13 protein-coding genes are annotated in these 19,072 nt (G+C 36.5%); 4 read left to right on the top strand and 9 right to left on the bottom strand.

Features of this window, described 5'->3' with window-relative positions:
* Positions 1 to 4 precede the first annotated feature (4 nt).
* The 3 genes from pstA to Q4496_RS00725 all read right to left on the bottom strand — a co-directional run bounded on the left by pstA (position 5) and on the right by Q4496_RS00725 (position 4,043).
* Entirely contained in the window at positions 5 to 1,363 is a 1,359-nt protein-coding gene (gene pstA, locus Q4496_RS00735) for a phosphate ABC transporter permease PstA (protein WP_215972941.1), read from the bottom strand.
* Positions 1,356 to 2,786: a phosphate ABC transporter permease subunit PstC gene (gene pstC, locus Q4496_RS00730; protein ID WP_215972940.1), complete on the bottom strand. Its 1,431-nt coding sequence runs from the start codon at positions 2,784 to 2,786 to the stop codon at positions 1,356 to 1,358. The genes pstA and pstC overlap by 8 nt, the downstream gene beginning before the upstream one ends.
* Before the next feature lie 177 nt (positions 2,787 to 2,963).
* On the bottom strand, positions 2,964 to 4,043 hold the full coding sequence (locus Q4496_RS00725) for a PstS family phosphate ABC transporter substrate-binding protein (protein WP_215972939.1): 1,080 nt from the start codon (positions 4,041 to 4,043) through the stop codon (positions 2,964 to 2,966).
* A gap of 347 nt (positions 4,044 to 4,390) precedes the next feature.
* Between Q4496_RS00725 and Q4496_RS00720 the strand changes: the two genes are divergently transcribed.
* Together Q4496_RS00720 and tyrA are read left to right on the top strand one after the other, a co-directional pair.
* Complete coding sequence (locus Q4496_RS00720) at positions 4,391 to 5,485, top strand: 3-deoxy-7-phosphoheptulonate synthase (RefSeq protein WP_215972938.1); 1,095 nt, start codon at positions 4,391 to 4,393, stop codon at positions 5,483 to 5,485.
* Between the two features lie 87 nt (positions 5,486 to 5,572).
* Positions 5,573 to 6,706, top strand: a complete 1,134-nt coding sequence (tyrA, locus tag Q4496_RS00715; protein WP_215972937.1) for a bifunctional chorismate mutase/prephenate dehydrogenase — start codon at positions 5,573 to 5,575, stop codon at positions 6,704 to 6,706.
* A 72-nt stretch (positions 6,707 to 6,778) separates the two neighbouring features.
* Here the strand turns inward: tyrA and Q4496_RS00710 are convergent, their stop codons facing one another.
* The 3 genes from Q4496_RS00710 to Q4496_RS00700 form a co-directional block, all read right to left on the bottom strand.
* The gene (locus tag Q4496_RS00710) at positions 6,779 to 8,296 is read right to left on the bottom strand and encodes a methyl-accepting chemotaxis protein (RefSeq protein WP_215972936.1); all 1,518 of its coding nucleotides are present in this window, start codon (positions 8,294 to 8,296) and stop codon (positions 6,779 to 6,781) included.
* A gap of 180 nt (positions 8,297 to 8,476) precedes the next feature.
* Positions 8,477 to 9,088 (bottom strand): hypothetical protein, encoded by a 612-nt coding sequence (locus tag Q4496_RS00705; RefSeq protein WP_303609758.1) that lies wholly within the window; start codon positions 9,086 to 9,088, stop codon positions 8,477 to 8,479.
* Between the two features lie 122 nt (positions 9,089 to 9,210).
* On the bottom strand, positions 9,211 to 9,954 hold the full coding sequence (locus Q4496_RS00700; protein WP_303609757.1) for a hypothetical protein: 744 nt from the start codon (positions 9,952 to 9,954) through the stop codon (positions 9,211 to 9,213).
* Positions 9,955 to 10,089: 135 nt separating this feature from the next.
* Between Q4496_RS00700 and Q4496_RS00695 the strand changes: the two genes are divergently transcribed.
* Together Q4496_RS00695 and Q4496_RS00690 are read left to right on the top strand one after the other, a co-directional pair.
* Positions 10,090 to 11,193 (top strand): efflux RND transporter periplasmic adaptor subunit, encoded by a 1,104-nt coding sequence (locus tag Q4496_RS00695; protein ID WP_215972933.1) that lies wholly within the window; start codon positions 10,090 to 10,092, stop codon positions 11,191 to 11,193.
* Positions 11,190 to 14,306, top strand: a complete 3,117-nt coding sequence (locus tag Q4496_RS00690; protein WP_215972932.1) for an efflux RND transporter permease subunit — start codon at positions 11,190 to 11,192, stop codon at positions 14,304 to 14,306. Before Q4496_RS00695 ends, Q4496_RS00690 begins: the two co-directional genes overlap by 4 nt.
* 505 nt (positions 14,307 to 14,811) lie before the next feature.
* Here Q4496_RS00690 and pheA read toward each other — a convergent pair.
* The 3 genes from pheA to Q4496_RS00675 all read right to left on the bottom strand — a co-directional run bounded on the left by pheA (position 14,812) and on the right by Q4496_RS00675 (position 19,041).
* Positions 14,812 to 15,987, bottom strand: a complete 1,176-nt coding sequence (gene pheA, locus Q4496_RS00685) for a prephenate dehydratase (protein WP_215972931.1) — start codon at positions 15,985 to 15,987, stop codon at positions 14,812 to 14,814.
* A 157-nt stretch (positions 15,988 to 16,144) separates the two neighbouring features.
* Positions 16,145 to 16,531, bottom strand: a complete 387-nt coding sequence (locus Q4496_RS00680; RefSeq protein WP_215972930.1) for an MAPEG family protein — start codon at positions 16,529 to 16,531, stop codon at positions 16,145 to 16,147.
* A 74-nt stretch (positions 16,532 to 16,605) separates the two neighbouring features.
* Positions 16,606 to 19,041, bottom strand: a complete 2,436-nt coding sequence (locus Q4496_RS00675) for a penicillin acylase family protein (RefSeq protein WP_215972929.1) — start codon at positions 19,039 to 19,041, stop codon at positions 16,606 to 16,608.
* Positions 19,042 to 19,072 lie beyond the last annotated feature (31 nt).

Below are 19,072 nucleotides of genomic sequence, written 5' to 3'. Positions count from 1 at the left end.
AAAATCATTTTTTTTCAAACTTAGAGCGCAATACTGTTGCAGTGATATTAATCACTAATAGTAGTGTGAGTAACACTAAAATTGCCGCGGATGTTTTTGCTAAAAATGCTCTTTCAGGGCTGTCGGCCCATAAAAATATTTGTACAGGTAATACTGTGGCAGAATCGAGAATACTTGTTGGAACATCAACAATAAAAGCAACCATGCCAATCATCAGCAATGGTGCTGTTTCTCCTAAGGCTTGTGCAATACCAATAATGCCACCTGTGATTATGCCTGGCATCGCTTGTGGTAATACATGGGAGAAGGTAACTTGCATTTTTGAAGCGCCTAATCCTAATGCTGCTTCTCTTAAAGATGGTGGCACAGCCTTTATTGCAGCACGACTGGCGATAATAATGGTTGGTAATGTCATTAAGGTTAATACTATGCCACCAACTAATGGGGCAGAGCGTGGTAGTTCAAATATATTAATAATGACGGCTAAGCCGAGTAAGCCGAAAACAATTGATGGTACTGCAGCTAAGTTATTAATGTTTATCTCAATGATATCCGTCCAGCGATTTTTAGGTGCGAACTCTTCAAGGTATATTGCACCTGCAACGCCTAATGGAAATGAAAGTAACAAGGTGACAAACATCGTTAATAATGTTCCTGTTAATGCACCCTTAATACCTGCAAGTTCAGGTTCACGTGAGTCACTAGCAGTGAAAAAACTAAGATTAAAGCGACTATCAATACGTTGTTCAGTACTTAATTTTGCAATCCACTCTGCTTGTTTTTTCGATACTCGAAGGCCCGCTTCGCCTAGCGGAAAATCTTCTTTTAGATAGCTATCTACGTCATCATCAAGTTTCACCCACAGTTCAATTTTTTTATTGATGTAGTTAGGCTTTGCAATTAATTTATCTTTAATCGTGAATTCAGCATTGGTTGAAAATAGCTTGGTCAGCTGGCGTTTATCTTGGCGCGTTAGCTTTTTTTCTGCTCCTGTTGAGAACATTTGATAGATAGAGTTTCTCAATACTTTTCGATAATTTGCGGTCTGCATTTGATTTGTTAGCTGTGTTGCTGCGGCTGTATCATCGATATTCAACCAAGCGCTTTTATAATCAACATCAATTTTTACCCAGTGTTGATGAAATGCAGGTATAGCTTTTGCTGTAATATCTGTGATTAAAGTTAGTACCAACATAAAACCAAAAAGTACGGCAAGTAAACCTACTATTTTGAAACGTTTTTCTTTTCTATGACGTTTTTTTAAGCTTTTTGTTACTTTCTCTGTAATAGTTACGGTGCTTTTCTGCTGAATTGAATCGTTCATTTGTGTATTATCCGTCGAGCTTTTTATTGAATTAGTCATATTGCTCTCTATATTTTCTAACAACTTTCAGTGCTAAAATATTTAACCCAAGTGTCGTGATAAACAACATTAAGCCAAGCGCGAAAGCAGCCAATGTTTTTGGACTATCAAACTCTTGATCGCCTGTTAGCAAGGTAACGATTTGTACTGTGACTGTAGTAACTGAGTCGAGTGGGTTTGCTGTTAGGTTTGCGGCCATTCCTGCGGCCATAACAACAATCATGGTTTCGCCTATTGCACGAGAAATTGCTAACAATATTGCACCCACAATCCCTGGTAGGGCTGCTGGCAATAGTACTTTAATAACGGTTTCGCTTTTGGTTGCCCCCATGCCTAATGACGCTTCTTTTAATGATTCAGGTACAGCACTTATTGCATCTTCTGACAAGGATGAGACAAAAGGAATAATCATGGTTCCCATTACTAATCCAGCAGCTAAAGCGCTTTCAGATGCTACGCTTAATCCAAAGGATTCTCCCAAGTTTCTGATCACAGGAGCAACGGTTAAGGCGGCAAAAAAACCATAAACGACAGTTGGTATACCAGCTAATACTTCTAGCATAGGTTTAGCAACACGGCGTAGTTTAGTATTAGCGTATTGAGATAAGTAAATGGCAATCATTAACCCTACTGGTACAGCTAATAACATGGCAATAAAGGTGATTAGTAGGGTTCCTGCAAAAAGAGGTACTGCGCCAAAACTACCTGAACCACCTATTTGATCAACCCGCATGGCCGTTTGTGGACTCCACTGAGTACCAAACATAAATTCAGTCGGTGGCACACTTCTGAAAAATTGAATAGATTCAAATAGCACGGAAATAACGATGCCAAGCGTTGTTAAAATTGCAATGCCTGATGATGCAACTAGTAACGTACGTATGATTGCTTCAGCTTTTTGGCGAGCTTTAAACGTAATACTAAATTGTCTAACGAGCACGATAACGCTAGTAATCGCGACAACGAGTACTAAGCTGGTTTTTAACCAAGTTACTTGTTGGTGTAACTCTTTTAATGTTAATGCCGCTTTGAGCTGTTCAAGTGTCGCTAAATTAGCATTATTCAGGCTCTGATTTTCTATACTCTTGATTAAGTTTGTTATTGTTTCTGATGAAGCTATTGAGCGAATATTATTGAGGTAAAGGCCAAGATCAATAGTTGAAAGGGCTTGAATATTGGCAGGCAATGTCGTTGCAAGAATCTGCTCAATAATGGTGTTTTCAACGCTGTTAAAGATTAACAATGTGATCAACGCCGGTAAACCACAAACCATTGCCGTTAATAAGCCAAATTGCTGTGGTAAGCAGGTTAGATTTTTTTTATGCTCTGCGCCACCCGCAACTTTTAATGAGCGCTTTACTCCAAACCAGTAACTGAAAAATGTTAAGCAAAGTAAGGTAATAAAAAGTAAAGATGAATTCATATATCAAGGCCAATTTTTCAATTAAAAAAACAATACATATATTGCTGATAAAGTTTAGGCGAGAAGTGCTTTCTCGCCTAAAAGCGTGGTGATGATTATTAGTGATTGAGTTTAGTTAAGATTATTTAGTTGTAACTGTTCAGTTAACATTTCTTAGTTAATACTACTCAGTTAATACTACTCAGTTAATACTAAAGGAGTTAGTGATAAGACGTTTTTACGAATGCTCGTTAATTTTTCTTCACCTAATGGAATTAACCCTTTATCAGTTAAATAGCCTTCTTCACCCATTGCAGTTTCACTGGTATATTCGGTTAAAAACTCTAAAATACCGGGAACTTTACCCACATGAGCATTTTTCACATAGAAATATAATGGACGAGAAACGGCGTATGAACCGTCTGATATTGCTTCGAACGAAGGTCCTTGGCCATTAATTACTGCGCCTTGTAATGTATCGCTATTTTGGTCTAAAAAGCTAAAACCAAAAATACCAAAAGCTTTAGGGTTAGCGGTTAGTTTCTGTACTATTAAGTTGTCATTTTCGCCAGCTTCAATGTAAGTATGATCTTCACGTACGCTATGACAAATTTCTTTATATTTAGATTTGTCTTGCTTTTTCATTGCTTTAATCCAACTAAACTGATTACAGCCGCCTTCTAAAACTAATTCAGCGAAGGCATCACGTGTTCCCGATGTTGGTGGAGGGCCTAACACTTCAATTTTGTTTGCTGGTAGCGCAGGATTAATGTCACTCCATAACTTATATGGGTTAGTGACAAGCTTTTCGCTACCATCTTTTGCCGGTACTTCTTTAGCGAGTGCTAGAAAAATTTCTTTCAGGGAGATGTTCATTAACTTAGCGGTATTTGAATTAGCAACCACAATACCGTCATAACCAATCAGTACTTCAGTGATACTTGTTACACCGTTTTTAGTACACATATCAAATTCACTTTTTTGCATACGACGCGAAGCATTTGATAAGTCAGGCGTGTTAATAGCATTACTAGAGCAGAATAATTTCATGCCCCCGCCAGTGCCGGTAGATTCAATTTTTGGTGTTTTAAACTCGGTATTTTTACCAAAACGCTCTGCAACTACAGTTGAAAACGGATAAACCGTTGAAGAGCCAACGGCAGTAATGGTATCGCGACTACTGTTTTGTGCATTGGTAATATTGCTTATTAAAGCAGCGGCAGTTAAAGATAAAGTCAATACTGTTTTTGTTAATTTACTCTTCATTATTTTAGTCATTATATTCCCACTTGTTAAATTTTTAGCGTGATAAAGTTGTCTAATAGAGCTTTATTAATATAACCACAGTGTAGAAATTGAATATGACAATTACGTGACGTAAATATTACAGTTATATGAAGGCAAGAATAGTCCGTTAGTTTTTTAAAATTTACGCTGTACTATAGGAAAATTATGTGTAAAAATAACATTACAAAGCACGTAATTAAATCTTTACGATTTTATGTTTTTATTTTTGATTAAGCTGTAAGCCTCTAAAATTACAATTTTATCTTTTCAATATTTTCAGTAAATCTTGTTTTATTTTGTGTATTTCAATTATCGATTATTAATTTTAGGAAAGAACTATGGCAACTTTAACTGCTGATAATAAGGCTCACAAAAGCACTTTAAATGATATTCATGTTAATGAAGAGCATGTATTAATAACACCCGAGCAACTTAGAAATGAGTTACCTTTAAAAGATCCCGGTAGAGCTTTTGTAAAATCAGCTCGTAAAATAATTGCGGATATTACGCATAAACGCGACTCGCGTTTTCTTGTGATCAGTGGCCCATGCTCAGTGCATGATGTTGAAGGTGCTAAAGAATATGCACGTGAGTTAAAGAAGCTTCATGATAAGTATCAAGATTCTTTGTATATTGTTATGCGCGTTTACTTTGAGAAGCCACGTACTACTGTTGGTTGGAAAGGGTTAATTAATGATCCTCATATGGATGGCTCTTTCGATGTAGAATCAGGCCTGAGAAAAGCTCGTGAGTTATTAATTTACTTAACAGAGTTAGGGTTACCTTTAGCTACTGAAGCGCTTGATCCTATTAGTCCACAATATTTAGCCGAACTATTCAGTTGGTCAGCTATTGGTGCGCGTACTACTGAATCACAAACGCATAGGGAAATGGCAAGCGGTTTATCAATGCCTATCGGTTTTAAAAATGGTACCAATGGTAGTTTAGATGTTGCCATTAATGCATTACAGTCTGCGGCTTCTTCACATCGCTTTATGGGAATTAATCCACAAGGGCAGGTGGCGTTAATTAAAACGTCTGGTAATCCAGATGGTCATGTTATTTTACGTGGCGGTAAACAGCCTAATTACGACAGTGTGAATATTAAAGAATGTGAAGACATTCTAGCTAAGCATAATTTAAAATCAGGTATTGTTGTTGATTGTAGTCATGGTAATTCAAATAAAGATTACCGTCGTCAACCACTGGTTGCGACCAATGTTTTCAACCAAATTGTTGAAGGAAATAAATCAATTATTGGTATAATGCTTGAAAGTAATATAAAAGCAGGTAACCAAAGCAGTGACTTAGCTATTGCCGATATGGAATACGGTGTATCGGTTACAGATGCTTGTATTGACTTAGAAACTACTAAGGCCTTATTGGTTGAAGCCGATGCTATGCTTCATGAGGCACTTAAGAAACGTGTTTAAACAACAGTGGGATGCTGAATTTATCATAAATTCAGCATCGGGCTTATTAAACACTTGTTGTTTATTAAATGAGCTGTAAGAGAAACTATGAGTAATTTTGATGACAATCTTAAAGCATTGCGCGATGAGATTGATGACATTGATAGTAAATTAGTAAATTTATTAGTGAAACGCCTTGCGGTTACGACAAAGGTAGGTGAGTTAAAAAGTGCGGAAGGCATGCCTATTTTTGCACCTGATAGAGAAGCTGCATTAATTCAGCAACGCCGAGAACAAGCGGAAAATGCAGGATTAAGCGGCGACTTAATCGAAGATGTTTTACGTCGATTAATGCGTGATTCATATAAAAGTCAAGATGCGAGTGGTTACCAGTGTATTAACCCTGATTGTAATAAAGTGGTTATTGTTGGTGGTAAAGGGCAGTTAGGTCGTGTTTTTGTTGATTTGTTTCAACGTTCCAATTATCAAGTTGCTGTTATTGAACAAGACGATTGGCCGCAAAGTAAAGAAATTTTAGCTGATGCTAGTGTGGTTATTGTTGCTGTGCCTATTCGGTTAACGTCAATGGTTATTCATGAGCTAAATAATTTACCCGATGACTGTATTTTAGCTGATTTTACTAGTATCAAAGAAACGCCTTTATTTGAAATGATGAAAGCGCATCAAGGACCTGTTGTTGGCTTGCATCCTATGTTTGGTCCAGATGTAACGGGACTAATTAAGCAAACTATTATTGTTTGTGATGGCCGCGATAAAGCTAAGTATGAATGGCTGTTACAACAATTTAGAGTGTGGGGAGCTAAAACCTATCAAGTGTCAGCGCATGAGCATGATCAAGCTATGTCAATGGTACAAGTGATGCGCCATTTTTCTACGATAGCTTATGGTTACCATTTAATGTCGGAAGGGGCTGATATTGAGAATTTAGTTAATATGAGCTCTCCTATTTATCGTTTAGAGCTTATTATGGTGGGTCGCCTATTTGCTCAAGATCCTATTTTGTATTCAGATATTATTTTTTCTAATCCTGATAATATTACGATGATGAAACGCTTTGCTTATCGCTTTTTAGAATTATTAGAAGAAGTGGAAGTAGGCGATAAAGAGGCCTTTGTTAGTATGTTTAAACAGGTTTCGCATTGGTTTGGTGATTATGCCGATGACTTTCTAGCTGAAAGTAAGGCAATGTTACTAAAAGCTAATGAACTGAAAAAATATTAGCCTTTAATTATGAAAAACTATCGTTAAAGGCTAAGGGAAAGCTAGGATAAATTGTAGCTTTCCCTCTTAATCTTATTGTTTAGGAATAAAAGTGTTTGCCACATCGGTAATTCCCTCAACACTTTTAGCTAGTAGCTGCATTTGTAGGGCAACATTATCTGTCTCTGACAAAGTTTTTTCAGTTGTTTGACTAATATCGTCTAGGTTGTTTGTTATCTGAGATGATACGGCACTTTGCTCTTCTGCTGCTATTGCTATTTGTGTTGCTGCATGACTAATATTTTGCATTCTATCAACAACTAAATCTATTGTACTATGCGATGCATGTGCACTTTCAACACAAAAGTTAGCTTCTTCTTTATTTTGATTCATTAGCTCAACCCACTCTTGTATGGTATTAAGCATAACCGTTAAACGTTGATGAATTTCTTTTGCGGAGTCTTGAGTGCGTGAGGATAAGTTTCTTACTTCATCGGCAACAACAGCAAAGCCTCGTCCATGTTCACCTGCTCGAGCCGCTTCAATTGCTGCATTCAAAGCAAGTAGGTTAGTTTGATCAGCAATGGATTGAATATCTTCCATTAGTTCGCCAACGCCGTTTGCTGATTGCGTTAAGCTATTTGCAGAGCTTGATGCACTTTCAACTGATTTTGCTAAGTTTTGTATTTTATTTGTGGTTTGGTAAATATCTTGTTGTGCTTGTTCACACTGTGAAAAGGTACTTTCTAAATCACCGGCTGCAATTGTTGTGTTATGTGCAATCTCTGTGGTTGATGATTGCATTTGTGCCATTGAGGTATTGAGCTCTTCAATGCCTCTTTTTTGTTCTGCTAAGGTTTCTCTACTTTCATCAAGGCCTTCAGATACTTTAGCCATAACGGTTCTTATTGGTGTGGCTGCATCTATTGTCCGATCTAAAATGGCTTTGATTTTAGTTTTTAGCATCGAAAAATTAAAATCAAATATACTGGCTGTCCCTTTACCAAAATAAATTTTTCGAGAAATAGAGTCGAATACATTTTGCATTTTTTGTGCTCTTTGGGCGGTAGGAATAATATCTGACCAAAAAACCAGAATAGGGGCTATTGCGCTAAAGGCCGCAATAATGGAGGTTGTTAATCCAATGTAAAAATAAATAAATATTTGACTTATTATTGAAAGTAGCACTAAAAATAAAAACTTGTGGTTTTTGGTTAACTCAAAAATAGCCCATTTGTTTTTTCTATTTAATGCATTATAAATTGAATGGGCATTCTTTTGTAAGCTTGCATCAGCAATTTTACTGATCGATTGATAGCCCACTACTTGGCCTTTTTCATATTGTGGTGTTGTGAAAGTATCAAGCCAAACATCTTCATTTTGTTTGGTCTTTATCCGCATGACCCCATGCCAAGAAAAGCCTTTTGATAAAGTGTCAGATAATTCATCAATAACGATACTTGGCATCTCTGTATGCGTTAATTGTTTGATGTTTTTTGTCTGTAACTCTGAAGAGTCATAACCGGTCAAATGACAATAATGTTCATTAACATAAGTAAATGCACCATTGCGATCAGTAACAGAAATTAATTGCTGGCTTGTTGACGTCACATTTCCTCACTAAAAATAAGGTTAAATTTTACCTAACATACCAGTTTTGTTATTTTTTATCTTGATCTAAATAAAGAAAATGTAATTTTAAAAGCGTAACGCTTAATTTTTTATTAAGGCGAGCTCTATATTTTTAAATTACTTCTAAAGAAGGAGTAACTTAGTCGGCTAATCAGTAAGTTAAAAACGGTAGGCAATTCCTATTGAAATTTGGGTATCAAACCATATTGCATCATCAAAATGTGCTACGCAGTTATCGTTTTGACAAAACAAGGTATCGTTATCGTCAGTTAGCGTAGCATAACCGCGTAGCTCAGTAATGAGTATTAACGTTTCAGATAGTGAATATCGAGTACCAATAGTGGCAGTGATTGACGGTGAAATTACATCATCAAAGTCGCTATGAAAGTAAGTTGCGCCAATACCTAAGCCAACGGTGGTTATATAATTTCTTTCCTTAAAGAAACCTACACCACTAAAGTGAGCATAGAGGGTCTTGAAAGAGTGAGTTGATTGGTTAATCTCGTCGGTAAAATCACGAGATACATAGTTAAGTAAAATTTGACCTTGGCCTGTTGTAGAGTCTTGCCATGCAAAAGCTAAAGCAACATTATTTTCGTTACTGGTTACTAAGGTATCTGTTGAACTACTGCTAAGATCTGGACTAAAGTTATGCCCAATCATTGAGCTTATTTCAAATTCAGTTGCATGAGAACTATTTATGCCTAATTGAAGAAAAATAAATGTGCTTAACACTATTACTTTGCAAGAAGAAAATATCCTTATTGGCATAATTGGCCGACCTTATTTATTGTAGTTATATGAATGTTTTATACACTGCTACTGTATAAGCTTAATCGGCCTTTTGTAAAATTCAAGTCCATTGCAATCAATGAGTGCTTTATATCATTAGGTTAGTTTTGTGCTAACTTTAATAGGTTTAACAATATTTCACCCCCAATTTGATTCATTTCTATTCCCTCAGTGCCTCCTATGTTGTTCACTGTTATATTCTGTTTTAGTACCAATTGGGTAATGCCTTTTTTTGTTATATTGAGTTCTAGCTCTTTAATGTTGAACGCCGCTATCATCATTTTAGGTTTAGCTTTTCCTCTACTTTTTTTGGCTTTAGTATGTTCAGTAATCACGCCAACTTCAGGGTGATTTTTAGCATATTGCTCAGCATCAAGTTCTGGGTGTTCTTGTGCATATATTTTGGCACTGATAGCCGGATAACTTTGTGGGTAATCTTTAGCAAGTGTTAAACTGATTATTTGAATAAGCTGCTCAATATTACTGACACCCTCTTTATTTTCTTCAATATTTATGATGAGTTTGTTTAGTGTTATTTTATCTATTTTGGTCAGTAAACTGCTGTTTTGCTGTGCAGATAATTCAATAAATACTTGATCAACACTGAGTACATTTTTAGCTTGATAGCTAGCTAAGTTTGCCAAGGTAAGCTGATTAAGTTGAGCGCTATTGGTATTATCAGAAAATTCAGCGAGTAATAACGATGCTTCTTGTCCACTGTAGTAGTGTCCTTGTAACTCGATTTGACTTTTTAAGTATTCATTGAGGGATCCGTTAGCTAAATACCAGAGTATGGTGCTTAAAAGTAAGAGTATGGAAAAGGCTAGTACAGCGAGTTTATTCAAAGTTGTATCTCGTTTGCGGTTAATGGTTGATATTCTAAGGTAAATAGTAGGTCAGGTAAATGTCATGTTTATTGCATTAGTTTATACTATAAAAGTTTTCCTATACTAATTATTAAAAAATTGAGACTTTCATTTATGTCTAATAACAGCTCTATCATGAACCGTTTACCTTTATTTATTATTCTATTGTTACTTATCAGTATTGTAGTTTATATCCAATGGCCTGACGAAGAACAAGCACAAGCAGAATATCAACGTATTGTTTCAGTGAAAGTGACCACCGCAAAGCTGAACGAATTTAGGGATAGTATTGAAGCTATAGGGACGACTAGGGCAAATGAAAAAGTATTTATTACAACTAAGTATGCAGATTTAGTCGAAAAAATTTCTTTTAATGATGGCGAATTAGTAAAAAAAGGTGATGTACTTGTTCGTTTAAATAATCAGGAAGAATTAGCAAAAGTAAGTGAGTTAGAAGCGAATTTATCTGAATCAGTTGCGCAATTAAAACGTTTTCAAGACTTATTAAGTTCAAAAGCTACCTCTAAATCAATAGTTGACCAACAAGAAGCCAAGACCAAAGCCATTGCTGCACAACTTCGAAGTGCCCGTACGCGAGTAAATGATTCAATTATAAAAGCACCTTTTGACGGAATTCTAGGTTTTAGAGATGTCAGTGTTGGAAGCTATATTGATGCGGGTAGTGTGATTACAAGCCTTGATGATTTATCTGTAATCAAGGTTGATTTTGATTTGCCGGAACGGTTTCTTCCTACGATTAAATTAGGACAATCAATAACCGCACTTAGTTCTGCTTATAAAGGACAAGAGTTTATTGGAAAAATCAGTTCAATTGATACTCGTATCAACCCAATAACACGCTCTTTAAAAGTAAGAGCGGTAATTCCTAATGAAAATTTAGCGTTACGCCCGGGTATGTTACTTAATATTGAATTAGTAAGACAAGTTGAAACATTATTGCAATTACCTGAGAGCTCTATCATTCCGATAGAAGATAAGCATTATGTTTTTGTCATTGAAGAAAGTGAGCAAGATAAAATTGCTATGCGTAAAAGTGTCACTATTGGCCGCCGATTACCCGGAGTTGTTGAAATAGTAGACGGCGTTACACAACAAGAGCTAATTGTTATTGAAGGTGCATTAAAGTTACGTGATGGCACTAAAGTAAAAATAATTAATCAGCTGGAAAGCCCAATCGTAGAGGGAGAAGTTAAATGATTTTATCTGATCTCTCTGTTAAAAGGCCTGTTTTTGCAACAGTAATTAATTTACTTATTGTGACTTTTGGTATTGTCGCTTTTTTACTATTACCTTTAAGAGAATACCCGGATATTGATCCACCGGTAGTCAGTATTAATACTAATTATCCTGGCGCTTCAGCAGCGATTGTTGAAACAAAAATAACGCAAGTGCTTGAAGATAGAATCAGTGGTGTTGAAGGTGTTAAAACTATTACATCAAACTCGCGAGTAGGGCGATCAAATATTACGATTGAGTTTAACTTAGATCGTGATATTGACGCCGCGACCAATGATGTTCGTGATCGGATATCACGTGCTTTAAATAATATCCCTGAACAAGCCGATCCTCCTGAGGTTTCTAAAGCGAATGATGATGAAGACGTTATTGTTTGGTTTGCCTTGCAAAGTGAAAATATGACCACGTTAGAGTTAACCGATTATGCAAATAGATATATTGTTGATCGTTTTGCTGTTGTAGATGGTGTTGCTCGAGTTCGTGTAGGTGGGGGACGTACCTATGCGATGAAAATACTATTAAATCGTTCAGCTATGGCTGCTCGAAATGTAACTGTACAAGATATTGAGTCAACCTTACGTAGTGAAAATATTGAATTGCCGGCAGGGCGTGTTGAGTCTATTGAACGAGATTTTTCAATAAGAGTTCAGCGTAGTTATTTGACAGCAGAAGACTTTTCTAATATGGCGGTTGCTCGAGCTGATGATAATTCTTTGGTGCGTTTAGGCGATATTGCCCATGTAAGTGTTGACGCTCAAGATGATGAGAATTTGTTCCGTGGAAATGGTAAGAACATGGTTGGGCTGGGTATTGTAAAACAGTCTAAAGCCAATACCTTAGAAGTGGTAAAAGAAGCGCGTAAGGAAATGATTGCGGTACGTAGTTCATTACCTATTGGTACTACAATTATTAACAGTTATGACTCGTCTGTCTTTATAGAAGGCTCAATTGATGAGGTTTACAGTACGTTAATTATTGCTATGTTGATGGTTGTTTTGGTTATTTTCTTGTTTTTGGGGAATGTCAGAGCAACAATAATCCCTGCCGTTACCGTACCCGTGGCCTTAATTGGCTCAATGATGACACTTTCTTGGTTTGGTTTTTCTATTAACTTACTAACCCTATTAGCACTTGTTTTAGCGATTGGTTTAGTGGTTGATGATGCCATTGTTGTTTTAGAGAATATTTATCGCCGTATCGAAAATGGACAAACACCTTTAATGGCGGCTTATGACGGTGGACGAGAAGTTGCTTTTGCGGTTATTGCAACTACCTTGGTTTTGGTTGCCGTATTTGTACCTTTAGTCTTTTTGTCGGGTAATGTCGGTCGATTATTTACCGAGTTTGCCATTGCAATTGCAGCGGCTGTTATTTTTTCAAGTATTACGGCTTTGTCACTGACGCCGATGATGTGTTCAAAAATGTTAAAATATCGAAAACGCAGTTCGTCTTTTGGACAGTTTCTAGATAGAAATTTTGCCCGTTTCGAGGCTGCTTATGGGCGAGCTTTATCAAAGAGTATTCATCAACCATTTCTGATTATTAGCATTATTGCGGTATCACTTGTCGCTGTGTATTTATTATTTATACAGCTCCCAGCAGAATACACACCAAAAGAAGATCGTGGTAACCTTTTTATTGTTATGCAGAGTGCAGAGGGAGCAAGCTACGAGAATAATGTAAAAAATATGCAAGTGATAGAAGATAAACTTCTTGCATATCAAGAGCGCAGTGAGCTTGATCGGGTTATTGTACGAGTGCCAGGCTTTGGCGGTAAAGGTGGTACAGCGGTTGTAGGTATGCCTGATTGGGGCGAGCGAAGTTTTGATACTTTTGAATTCATTGGAAAAATAAGCAAAGAATTACAAGATGTTACCGATGTAAGAGCTTTTGCTATTATGCGTCGTGGTATTGGCGGTGGTGGTGGTAGTTCGCCTGTTGCCTTTGTATTACAAGGTAATACTTACAGTGAGTTAGCAAAATGGCGTGATATCGTTATTGCTGAAGCGCAAAAAAATCCTAATCTGTCATCTGTTGATAGTGATTATAAAGAAACATACCCACAACTCATGGTGAAGATAAACCGTGATAGAGCTTATGATTTAGGCGTATCTGTTGGGGATATAGCACAAACATTAGAGACTATGTTAGGTCAGCGCCGAGTTACTACGTTTGTTGATCGCGGTGAAGAGTATGACGTGATCGTTGAAGGGGATGAAATGCAATATAGAAGTCCTACGGATATAGACAATATTTATGTTCGCTCATCAAGTTCAAACGAATTAATACCGCTGTCAAACTTAATTAGTATTACTGAAGATGCTACATCATCTCAATTGAACCGTTATAATCGATTACGTAGCATTACAATTACAGCAAACTTAGCTGATGGCTACGCTTTGGGGGACGCTTTAAAATTCTTAGAAAATGTTGCCGAACAGCATCTACCTGAGGAAACACAAATAGATTACAAAGGGCAATCGTTATTATTAAAAGAGTCTGGTAGTTCTATTTTATTGGTGTTTTTATTAGCGTTATTAATTACCTTTTTAGTCTTAGCCGCGCAATTTGAAAGTTTTGTTCATCCATTGGTTATTCTCTTGACTGTTCCTTTAGGTTTAGTAGGCGCGCTTACAGGCCTTGAGCTGATGGGGATGAGTTTGAATATATACAGTCAAATTGGCATTGTGATGTTAATTGGCTTATCGGCCAAAAATGGCATATTAATTGTTGAGTTTGCCAACCAACTTCGCGATAAAGGTATTATGTTCGAGGAAGCATTAATTAGCGCCGCACAGCAACGATTAAGGCCTATTGTGATGACAACGTTTACCACGGTGACGAGTGCAGTACCGTTAGTTTTTGCATCAGGGCCAGGCGCTGAAAGCAGAATGGTTATTGGTGTTGTTATTTTTGCTGGTGTTTCATTGGCGAGTGTGTTTACTTTGTTTATTGTACCTGGAGCTTATTACTGGCTTTGTAGAAATACCGGCTCACCGTTAGCAATTGCGAATCAAATAGCAGAAAAGCAAAAAGCATTAACAACTAATGCAGGGGTAGATACGAAAGGATAATGGAATTTACGCGGTTAGGCTTTTAATCATATTAGGCTAGTCGCGTTTAATTACAATAGTAAATAACCTGAGCTCGGTTTAATAAATCTTTCTCTAACAGTTATTTTTCCTTACTTCCTCGTTAAATTTACTTGCAATAGACTAGCTATTGACGCGAAATTTGCCTTGAATTAAGAAAAACGATCAAGTTAGAGTATAAAATATAGTTATATTATTAATCATGCCAATAAATTAAAAACATCTTAAAGCGAGTTCAGGTTAAATACAGACTTGTTATTATGTTAATAACAGTTCAACAAGCGAAGGCAAATTTAGCGACTACAATGATTTGGAGGATTAGCTATAGTTAGCAGGATTAGTTTGAAGATAAATTTAAACTTTTCTTCATCTTACTCTTCTGAGTTTTGTATTGTTGTGTTTTATGTCGTAAGTGCGTTTGTAAGTAGTAACAGAAGACAATAATGTAGTCTATTTATAGGCAAGACTACATTATTGTTTTTGTGCTTTAAATTTTGTTGCTTGGAACACTGGTTGGGCTTATATGTTCAATGGGGTAGCAACCTAATACTTTAATGAAATTTGTATGAGCCGTAATTTCACTGATCGCTTCTTGTAAAGCAAAGCTCTTCAAGTTGGCTTCTACATCAATATAAAACATTTCTTCCCATGGACGGCCTTGGATAGGGCGAGATTCAAGCTTACACATGTTAATGCCTTTTTCCTTCAGTACTAACAAACATTCAACTAAAGCACCTGCTTTTTGACCAGTTGCTAAGATAATTGCGGTTTTTGCTGGAATTTGCTCTGCAACATCCACTGCTTTTCTTGCGACAAGAATAAAGCGTGAGTGGTTTTCGTTTTGATTAGCGATTGATTTTTCTAAGGCTTGTAATTTATATAGTTGTCCACCTTCTTCACTACCAATAACCGCTATTGTTTCATCTTGTAATTCTGAAACTTTAACCATAGCATCTGCGGTACTATCACAATATTCAATACGAATATTGTTTTGTTTATCTAAAAAGTTACTACATTGAGCAAAAGGTTGACCGTGTGCATAAATTGTTTTTATTTTGTCTAAAGAGGTATTAACCGCGGTTAGCAAACAATGTTCAATGGGTTGAGTTATCTCGCCAACAATAAATAAATTGGTATGTTGAAGTAAGTCATAAACCTGATTAATACTGCCAGAGCTAGTATTTTCGATTGGTAACATACCGTAGTCTACTTGCCCCGATTCAACTTGTTGTAAAATGTCACTAAAATTTTGGCAACCAGACTCTATAATTTTTTCAGCGCGTCTTGAAAAGTAACGATGACTTGCTAAATAACTGTATGATCCTTTATCGCCTAAGAAGGCAACACTTACGGTAGGTGTTTGTATATTAGGATTGGTTAAATTTTGTAAGTAAGCTTGTTGATTTAATACTGAATCTTCAATAATTGTTTGAAAAACACTGGTAACATAATGGGCGTCTAAGCCTAATTCTTTACCTTGTTTTATTAAGCGAATTAATAACTCTTGTTCGCGCTGTTGATCACGAATAGGACGAATTTGTTGCACTTTACTTTTAGCAACATTAAGTGTGAGTGCGCGACGTTTAGCAAATAAGGTTAATAGTTCATTGTCTAAGCTTGTAATTTCTTTACGTATTTCGTTTAAATCTAATTTTTCGCTCACTTTTATTTCCTATTTTGCTAATTTATGCTGTTCTGTTTATGAAAAAACCTTCCAAATGAAGGTTTTAGATCATTGCTTCGCTAGAGCGACTACTCTAGCGAGCTTGAGTGATTTATGTCAATAGTTTATTTAGACCATTTTTTGTTGTAATTGCACTTTATGGGATACATAAAACTATAATACTAAAGCTACTTACGGTTGAAATAAACCACACTACACTGCGGAGCTTATCAATATCCATTAAATAAAAAATATGATAGGCGATGCGCGCGCAAACATGAATGATAGCTAGTAATGTAATATTGGCGCCTATATGGTGGGTCGCAATAGCTAATAAAACGGCGGGCGCAAAAATAATAAATGATTCAAACGCATTTTGATGTGCAGCCAAAGCGCGGGCGCCAAACCCGGTAAGTTTGCTTTGTTGTTCTCTTGGGTGATTGTTGTCGTAACCACCAAGTTTGTTCATTGCGAAAACTACGGGGGCTTTAGCAACTAATGGGAGTAGCCCTGCAATAAAGAGGCACCAAATTAATGTCGTCATTTTTTTCCTTTGTATCGTTAGTATTTTTAAAGTTAATGTTTTATCGCTTATGTTTTTATAGTTAAGAATAATGATTAATAACTCAGTAGTGTCAGTTTATATTTAGTTTCACCTGGTAGGAAAGGGGAGGCAACCCCCTGTTCCCAATCTGTATGTCCTTTACCGTAGTAAGGACTCCATGGATGACCAGATTGGCTTGTTGGCATATGAAAAATACCCGTTTCTTCATGCCCAGGTGAAACAACCATACGCTCTGATGCACCAAAGCGTTTACCTTGCACTTTTGGCATATAGCTGTCGCCTGACAGTGCTTTAGCTGGCATGTCTAACCATCGGCCAATAAAAGGGATTGATTGACTAAGGGGGTGGTGTATTTCGCTTGTGTTTTGTTGCCCCCAAGTCGCTTTGGTTAGCGCTTGTTTGTTGTTTTCATCGAGATAAGTCATATCATCAATTGTTTGTTGTAGTGCTTGGTTAAACACTGCTTGCCAGCTATTTAAAGGTCGCATTAAAAAGTTATCAGGTTGTTGATTAACTAGTTGCCATAAAGGCACTTCAATTTGAGCGCTAATGCTGCGAAAGCTATAGATATCATCGACATTTTTGAGCGTACTATTAAATTCACTAAAAACTAAATCACGAACATTGATTCGAAAGTTTCTCACTAATCGATAACTTACTGAATCTATGCTTGCGCTTAATGCTTTATCTTCTGAAAGTAAGTCTTTAACTTGTTGAAATTGTCTGTGTTTGTTGATAACTTCATCGGTTAAAGCGTCGTCATTAAGTACTTTGCTCAAGAGAAAGTTTACCCAAGGTTGTAAAAATGTAGCGCGATCATCTAAAGCTATTGCTAATAAAGACTCTTCATTAAATGTGTTAAGGGCAAATAAGTTTTCACGAATTTGTTTAGAACGTGCTCCTAATGCATAACCACCATTACCTATTTTTTCTAACATTTCACCACCAACAACACGAGAATTAGCCGTCCATAATCGATTGTCTTTTGGATTTAAAATTTGAGGGTAATTCGCAGGAGATAAATAGCCCGTCCAGCCATTATCACCATTATGCCAATAGGTGGGGGTTTCGCCGGTGTTACCAAATTTCTTTGGGATAGGGCCCATAATTGTCCAGCCAAGGTTACCTGATTTATCACCTACCATCATGTTTTGTGATGGAATACCACTATGTGCGGCAATAGAAAATGCTTCTTTTACACTGGTCGCAAGTTCTAATTCGGTTGCTATAAAGTTCACGGCTTCTTTGTCGTGAGCAACCCAACGATAGGCAAGTAATTCACCTTGGCTATTTTTACCTATAATAGGTCCCCAGATAGTTTCTTTAATGGTAATTTCAACAGGTTGTTCATCTTTAATGGCAATTATTTGTTTATGAAAACTGAAGTCTTTAGCACCATTTTTGGTCATATATTGAGTGTCGTTATTAACACTTTTTATTTTAATTACATCACTATAATCACCATAGCTATTAGTAAACCCCCACGCAATCTGGCCATTACTACCTACAGTTATGTTAGGTGTACCAGGTAATGTTGCTCCGGTAATTTTTACTTTTTTATTCGCTGTGCTCGGATATTCAAAACTTGCTCTAAACCAAGTATTAGGTACACGTATTCCTAAGTGCATATCATTAGCAATAATTGCACTACCAGTATTGCTTATTTCACCCGAAACACCCCAGTTATTCGAACCAGGAAATTCATCAGCTTGATATTTTTTGGACACATCATTAATAGCAGTATTATGACTTTTCTCGATAGTGATTAAATTAGCACTTGATGCTGACGGCCAAGCGTTTTTGGGCATTGATGATGGTTGATATTGGCTATTATCAATAGCTGCATCCCAAACATTGCCAAGAGGATTTAAAAATGCATAAACATCGGCAGATAAAATTGCTTTCATAAGACCTAAAGTACGTTCACGTTGTCCATCGGTATATTGCAGATCAATATACATACTAAAAATTGTTAAAATTGAATCCTCTTCGCTCCATTGGGTTGGCTCTTGTTGAAGTAAAAGGTATTCAAATGGGTGTGAACTTACGTATTTTAAGCCTTGGTTTACGCCGCGGGTATAAGCTTTTAATAATTCTTTCTGCTCTGTGGGTAATTGATTAACTATGTCAGTTGCTCTCTCTCTAAAGCGATGAATACGAATAGACTTATCATGCTCAAGTGCAACAGAGCCAAATAAACTTGATAATTCACCTGCTGAGTTACGTCTTAATAAATCCATTTGAAAAAAGCGCTCTTGTGCATGAACGAATCCTGTTGCTACTGCAACGTCAAGTCGATTACTGGCTTTTATCGTTACTATTCCTTGATCATCACGCTCTATTGTTGCACTTTTTGTGAGCCCAAAAACTGTTTTTTTACCATCTAAAATAGGTAACGCACTGTCTATTTGGCTATATATCCAAGTTGCGGTAAAAGCGATAATAAGGGAGCTGATAAGTAATAAAGAAACAATAATTCTTTTTAACATAGTAAATAGAAGTCAAAATATTGATAAGAAA

This window comes from Colwellia sp. 5_MG-2023 (genome assembly GCF_030547795.1).
Taxonomy (GTDB): domain Bacteria; phylum Pseudomonadota; class Gammaproteobacteria; order Enterobacterales; family Alteromonadaceae; genus Colwellia.
Note: the sequence above shows the minus strand (reverse complement) of the source record. Positions and strands in the feature narration are given on the sequence as shown.

Excerpts from the sequence above, each read along its gene's own strand:
- pstA (WP_215972941.1), bottom strand. The coding sequence starts at position 1,363 with ATGACTAATTCAATAAAAAGCTCGACGGATAATACACAAATGAACGAT.
- pstC (WP_215972940.1), bottom strand. The coding sequence starts at position 2,786 with ATGAATTCATCTTTACTTTTTATTACCTTACTTTGCTTAACATTTTTC.
- Q4496_RS00725 (WP_215972939.1), bottom strand. The coding sequence starts at position 4,043 with ATGACTAAAATAATGAAGAGTAAATTAACAAAAACAGTATTGACTTTA.
- Q4496_RS00720 (WP_215972938.1), top strand. The coding sequence starts at position 4,391 with ATGGCAACTTTAACTGCTGATAATAAGGCTCACAAAAGCACTTTAAAT.
- tyrA (WP_215972937.1), top strand. The coding sequence starts at position 5,573 with ATGAGTAATTTTGATGACAATCTTAAAGCATTGCGCGATGAGATTGAT.
- Q4496_RS00705 (WP_303609758.1), bottom strand. The coding sequence starts at position 9,088 with ATGCCAATAAGGATATTTTCTTCTTGCAAAGTAATAGTGTTAAGCACA.
- Q4496_RS00695 (WP_215972933.1), top strand. The coding sequence starts at position 10,090 with ATGTCTAATAACAGCTCTATCATGAACCGTTTACCTTTATTTATTATT.
- Q4496_RS00690 (WP_215972932.1), top strand. The coding sequence starts at position 11,190 with ATGATTTTATCTGATCTCTCTGTTAAAAGGCCTGTTTTTGCAACAGTA.
- Q4496_RS00680 (WP_215972930.1), bottom strand. The coding sequence starts at position 16,531 with ATGACGACATTAATTTGGTGCCTCTTTATTGCAGGGCTACTCCCATTA.
- Q4496_RS00675 (WP_215972929.1), bottom strand. The coding sequence starts at position 19,041 with ATGTTAAAAAGAATTATTGTTTCTTTATTACTTATCAGCTCCCTTATT.